Genomic DNA, 5,165 nt, shown 5'->3' with positions numbered 1-5,165 from the left:
CAGGCGTTCGGCGTAGTTGTCGGCCACCTGCCGGTAGCGATTGTTGGCCAGCTCGAAAACGTTCCGCCCTAGCAGAGCCTGCGCCAGATCCTGATAGCGGGGATCATCTAAGGTGCGGGCAGCCTGCAGGGCGAGATTGGTTTGCAACAGATCCAACTGCGTTTGGGGCGGCGGCTGAAACCAACTGCTGGAAAGTGAAAGCCCGACAATCAAAAGGGCCAATAGGCTCAGCAGGTTGAGGATCCCACGGCGAACAGAAAGCCAAGCGGAAAAGGGATCGACAGAGGCCGTGGCTTCAGAGGGAGACATGGCAGCAACAGAGGCAACTCCAGCGGGTTATATCCTAGCTTCTATTGGCTTTAGCCGGAGGGGTCAGCGGCGCTCTAGCCAATACCGGTAGATGGGCAGCCCCAACTGCAGGCACTGCCACTCCCGCTCGGTAGGAATACCAAAGGGGTTGTCATCGATGGGCCCCTGGCAGGGATCCCAAAACTGCGGATGCTCTAGGAAACGAGCAACCATCTCCTCGGCAATTTCCTGCACGTCCGACTGCAAAAAAACAGGGCTGCCCGGTTGCAGCAGCAGGGCCAGATCCGCCACCAGTTGGGGCTGGACGATCCGCCGTTTGTGATGGCGCTTTTTGAACCAGGGATCCGGAAATTGGATGGTAACCCGGCTGAGATCTCCAGGGGCAAATAGATGGCGCAGGGAGACGTTGATGTTGGCAAAGAGGAAATGGACGTTATCTAGCCCCAGCTCGTCCCGCCAAGCATTGGCCCGCTCCACCAGCGGCTGCCGAATCTCCACGCCCAAAAAGTTCCAATCCGGCTGTTCCTGGGCCAGGCGCAGCAGAAAGCGTCCGCTCCCGCTGCCGATATCCAAGTGAAAGGGTTGCCCCAGCCGCCGGTACACCCGTTCCCAGTGGGGTGGAGAAGCAGGCTGCTGGTATTGCGCCTGCAGAGGGTTGACATGTTGCCGCAGCCGCTGGCCGAGACCCTTCTGCAGCGGGATCCCTGCCCAAGGCGGTGCAAGGCAGCCTTTCTCAGGTTGGGCTTGCTGCGCCCGTTGCCCCTCTGCTTCCCCAGACCACCTTCTGCTGCCGGTTCCAGCCATAGCGAACCCAACGCCGCCTCCCACAGCCTGGATCAAAAGCAAAGAGAATCTAAGCTACCACTGAATGCTGTCAATGACTTGCCGCAAGATGTGGGCCGAGCGGTGCAATTGCTGTTGCTCGCTCTCGGTGAGGGACATGACCAGCGTGCGCTCCACCCCTTGCCGACCGACCACTCTCGGCAAACTAAGGCAGACCTCCGGCAGACCATACTCCCCCTGGGTGAGGCTGCTCACGGTTAAAACGCGCCGCTGATCCCGTACCAGGGCCTGGACAATTTGCGTCACCCCCAGACCAATGGCATAGCTGGTGGCCCCTTTGCGGCGGATGATCTCATAGGCGGCATTGCGCACCTGCTCGAAGATGTCGCCCAAATGGGCGGGATCCCACTCCGGCGAGAGCTCGCCAATCGGCGTGCCGGCAATGTTCACCTTGCTCCAGACGGCCACCTCGCTATCCCCATGTTCGCCGATGATGTAGGCGTGCAGGCTGCGCGGATCCACCCCCAGCCGCTGGGCCAAAAGATAGCGAAAGCGGGCCGTATCCAACACCGTGCCCGACCCCAACACCTGCCCCGCCGGCAGCCCCGATAACTTCAGGGAAACATAGGTCATGATATCGACGGGGTTGCTCACCACCAGGAAAATGGCGCTGGGGCAATGCTCCATCAAGGCCGGGATCAGGCTTTTGAAAATCTCAACGTTGCGGTGAACCAAATCCAAGCGGGTTTCTCCAGGCCGCTGCTTGGCTCCCGCCGTCACAATCACGACGTCTGAGCCGGCGCAATCGGCCAGCTCTCCCGCCCAGATCCGCGTCGGCTCCACAAAAGGGATCCCATGCACCAGATCCATCACTTCCCCTTCCAGCTTGGCCCGGTCGATGTCGTGAAGAACCAGCTCATCGAGGGTGTTCTGGATCACCATCGCGTAGGCGCAGGCCATGCCCACCTGACCGGCGCCGATGATGGATCCCTTCAAAAGGCGGCGAGAAGTCAGCCCACCGGCTTGCTGTTCAAAGCGTTGCTTGGGTTGATGCTCAGAAACGGTCATGGCTTCAGCCGCTGCACTTCCCTTCCCAGCTTAAGCCTGGCCAGGCGGAGAGAAAAATAGCAGGGGGACTATCGCTTCCCCCAGAGCAAGAAAAGCTGGAAGGGAAGAGAATTTCCGTCTTCCCGGTCGCCTCGGCGGCGCAGATCCCCAGGGGCAAAGTGACTTCGATTGGATTTAAATGCCGTAAAGGTTTTAATAGTTTTTTGAAGGATTCTGGTAGACCTTAACTCCGTTGCTGGGTTAGCCGCTGCCAAAGCTCCAGAGGAATGCGCTCGTGAGGACACTTCAGGGAGCGAATCTGAGCTAGATCTTCCGGCAAGTAGTGCAAAGCCACCCGCGCCGTTGCGTCTAAGAGGCTGTGCCGCTGCTGGGGATGCTGCTCGGCTTCTCCGAAAAACACATCCAGCCAGCCATCCTGCTCTTGGTAGCGCATCCGCAAAGCAGAGAGAGAAGGCAGGGACTCTTGGCGGTAGAGCAGGAAGCCCTGCCTAGGACTCCACCCCAGCCACCACTGGGGCGCCAGTTGCCCCAACTGCCGACACCACACTCCCGACTGCACCTGTTGCCATGTCATGCTCATCACTCCGTGACCTGCAAAGACCTAGCTGCAAATTTTTTCCAACTACTTTAGCCAAGTACTCTACCAGACTCACTCAGTTTGATGCAAGTCTCTATCAAAGAGTGCCCCGTATGCTCCGGGGGTATATTGCAACTTGATCTCAATAGTGCTATCCTGTCACTCAGGTGAGTGGTGGAGTCAAATCCATCAGTCTTCCTCTCTTGTCTTGGATAGAGCGGGGATCCCGCGCCGGCGGAACTGGCCATCCTGCGTTTGGCAGGGATCCCTTTTCCTCCTTTCCCCTCAAAGTTGAGGTTTTAATCTAATGAGACTAAACATCAATTAACAGGGGAGGGAGGTTTTCCGCCAACACCGTGTTGAAGGAGGAGGTAGCAGTCGAGGGTGATTGCGCTTGCGTCGGCGGGCTAGCAAGCGGAAGCGGCGTGAAGCGCTGGGGAAGTATCTTGAGTTATTTGGAATGGCTATAAATCTTCTAAGGAGATAAACGGATGTTTTCGGAACAAGCTAGCTGTTCCGTCCTTGTTTTGTTCTCTAAAAAATGATTCTGAAAGAAGATTAAAATTTGGAGAAAAGGATTGAATCAGGTGCGACTTATCGATTAGAATTTAGATGGCGTTAACGCTAACCGCGACGAAGAGATCGGAGAGAGGAAACCTAACATCCTCTCTCCTTTTCTGTCTCTATCTCTTGTCTCCCAAGAAGTAGGGATCCCTTACGAATGGAGATACAATCTAAGGTGTTCCTTGCTCTTACCCCTAGACCCTTTTTCCACCCCTCACCCATGGCCCGTATCCCAGAGGGAAGCTAGGGATCACTTTTGAAAGTGACTATAGCTTTTACACCCTCAACTACCCTTTCAGATTCTTGTTTTTGTTTGGCGTGACTTAGGATCTCGCTTGAGCTTTAAGCCAAACTAAAGGGTTGCGCCTCGGTCTTGCAGCCATTGGGCAGCTAGCTTGTGCTGCCGCTTTTGCGCATAGGCTAAAGGTGTGTGCCCCTCCTGATTCCGGGGGTTTAATTCGGCCCCATGCTGCAGCAAAAGTTCTAGGATTGGGACATGCCCTTCCCAGGCAGCCCAGTGCATGGGTGTTGCCCCGAAGCGGTTGCGCGCGTTGACATCAGCCCCGTACAAAATGAGAAAGCGAGCGATGCCCAAGTGTCCTTGTGTGGCCGCCTCGTGCAGAGGAGTTCGCCCCGTCTCATCAACGGCATCCACCGGTGCCCCCTTGGAGAGTAGGCGAGCTAGAACGCTTTTCCTACCCGTAGCCGTAGCCCAGTGGAGAACGCCACAGGCGTTTGCCCCTTTTTGGATCAGCAGACTGATAACTTCTGCCTGATCGGCTAGGGCAGCCCGATGGAGAGGAGTGTATCCATAGCGATCTGGCAGATCGATCTCGCTGCCTGCCTGGAGAAGCCGCTCCACCACTTCCACCTGGCCGCTGGCTGCAGCCAAATGGAGGGGTGTAGCCCCGCTGGAATCCACCGAGTGGACAGAAGCGCCATAAGCCAAAAGCAAGTCCAACAACTCCAGATTGCCGATGAGTATTGCTTTGTGAAGCGGGGTAACCCCCTGCCAATCGGGAGCATTCACATCTGCCCCTTGCTGCAAGTAAGCCAGCAATTGTTGCAGATCTTGATTGGCCAAGGCGCGGTGCAGGGCTTCGCTCATAGTTACTGGGAAATAGGGCTTAAAGTTCTTCAGGGAGAGTTAGGAATAGGCAAAGTCTAGGCTTTACAGCTTGGGCAAAGTCTAGCACTGGATCCCTGCCTCTGAAGTAGCTGCCCGCAAGAGGCCTCTTGGTGCTCAGCCAGCAGGGTCAATGCAGCATCAAGCCTTGACCATGAGAACCATTCTCGACAAGCTTGCATCTCAATTGCATTAGCGCTGAGAGGATCCCTTGGTTCAGCCCGGGTTGACATGCCATGATCAGCGGCAGAGTCAGAGGTCGGAGCTGACTTTTGGCCCAGGTTCTGCAACTCTCAATTCCCTTCCTTCTGCCACCGCTCATGGACTACTACGCGATTCTGAACCTGTCTCCCCAAGCAGACAGCGAAGATATCAAGCGAGCCTTTCGCCGGTTGGCACGGCAGTTTCACCCCGATGTGGCAGGAGAGGGATCCCGAGAACGATTTGAGCAGATCTATCGGGCCTACCAAGTGCTGAGCAACCCTGAAGAGCGGCGGCGCTACGACGCCCAACGACAATCCCCGCCCAGTCCTGGGAAAGGAGAAAGGCGGGTGGTTGTGCGCACCACTGGATTGGACTCCACCTCAGCAGAACCACCGGCTCGGGACTCCCTTGAGGCAGGAATTGCCCGCGTTAAGGCCGCCTGGCGCGAGCGCAAGCTGCCCACGGCAGTGGCTCTGGCCGAAGCCCTCCTGAAACGCTTTCCCAACTCCGGCGAGGCCATCCACATCTTGGCTT

At 56.9% G+C, this 5,165-nt stretch carries 5 protein-coding genes and 1 pseudogene; 1 reads left to right on the top strand and 5 read right to left on the bottom strand.

From position 1 onward, the window contains the following. The 5 genes and pseudogenes from NW841_RS03570 to NW841_RS03550 all read right to left on the bottom strand — a co-directional run. Positions 1-309, bottom strand: a pseudogene (locus tag NW841_RS03570) (CPBP family intramembrane glutamate endopeptidase); the annotation flags it as partial. A 63-nt stretch (positions 310-372) separates the two neighbouring features. Continuing rightward, a complete protein-coding gene (gene trmB / locus NW841_RS03565) occupies positions 373-1,113 on the bottom strand; it encodes a tRNA (guanosine(46)-N7)-methyltransferase TrmB (protein ID WP_414365727.1) in 741 nt (246 codons plus the stop codon). Between the two features lie 54 nt (positions 1,114-1,167). Next, on the bottom strand, positions 1,168-2,088 hold the full coding sequence (locus NW841_RS03560; protein WP_414365728.1) for an L-lactate dehydrogenase: 921 nt from the start codon (positions 2,086-2,088) through the stop codon (positions 1,168-1,170). Positions 2,089-2,383: 295 nt separating this feature from the next. Next, a complete protein-coding gene (locus NW841_RS03555; RefSeq protein WP_414385395.1) occupies positions 2,384-2,740 on the bottom strand; it encodes a hypothetical protein in 357 nt (118 codons plus the stop codon). 913 nt (positions 2,741-3,653) lie between these two features. Next, positions 3,654-4,409, bottom strand: a complete 756-nt coding sequence (locus tag NW841_RS03550; RefSeq protein WP_414366588.1) for an ankyrin repeat domain-containing protein — start codon at positions 4,407-4,409, stop codon at positions 3,654-3,656. 290 nt (positions 4,410-4,699) lie between these two features. On the opposite strand from NW841_RS03550, the gene NW841_RS03545 reads away from it, so the two are divergent. Further along, positions 4,700-5,165, top strand: a 466-nt coding sequence (locus tag NW841_RS03545; protein WP_414385393.1) for a DnaJ domain-containing protein, incomplete at its 3' end; no start/stop codon positions are given.

Origin of the sequence: Synechococcus sp. H60.3 (assembly GCF_047462295.1) — a bacterium.
In the GTDB taxonomy this organism is placed as follows: domain Bacteria; phylum Cyanobacteriota; class Cyanobacteriia; order Thermostichales; family Thermostichaceae; genus Thermostichus.
Note: the sequence above shows the minus strand (reverse complement) of the source record. Positions and strands in the feature narration are given on the sequence as shown.

Excerpts from the sequence above, each read along its gene's own strand:
- trmB (WP_414365727.1), bottom strand. The coding sequence starts at position 1,113 with ATGGCTGGAACCGGCAGCAGAAGGTGGTCTGGGGAAGCAGAGGGGCAA.
- NW841_RS03555 (WP_414385395.1), bottom strand. The coding sequence starts at position 2,740 with ATGAGCATGACATGGCAACAGGTGCAGTCGGGAGTGTGGTGTCGGCAG.
- NW841_RS03550 (WP_414366588.1), bottom strand. The coding sequence starts at position 4,409 with ATGAGCGAAGCCCTGCACCGCGCCTTGGCCAATCAAGATCTGCAACAA.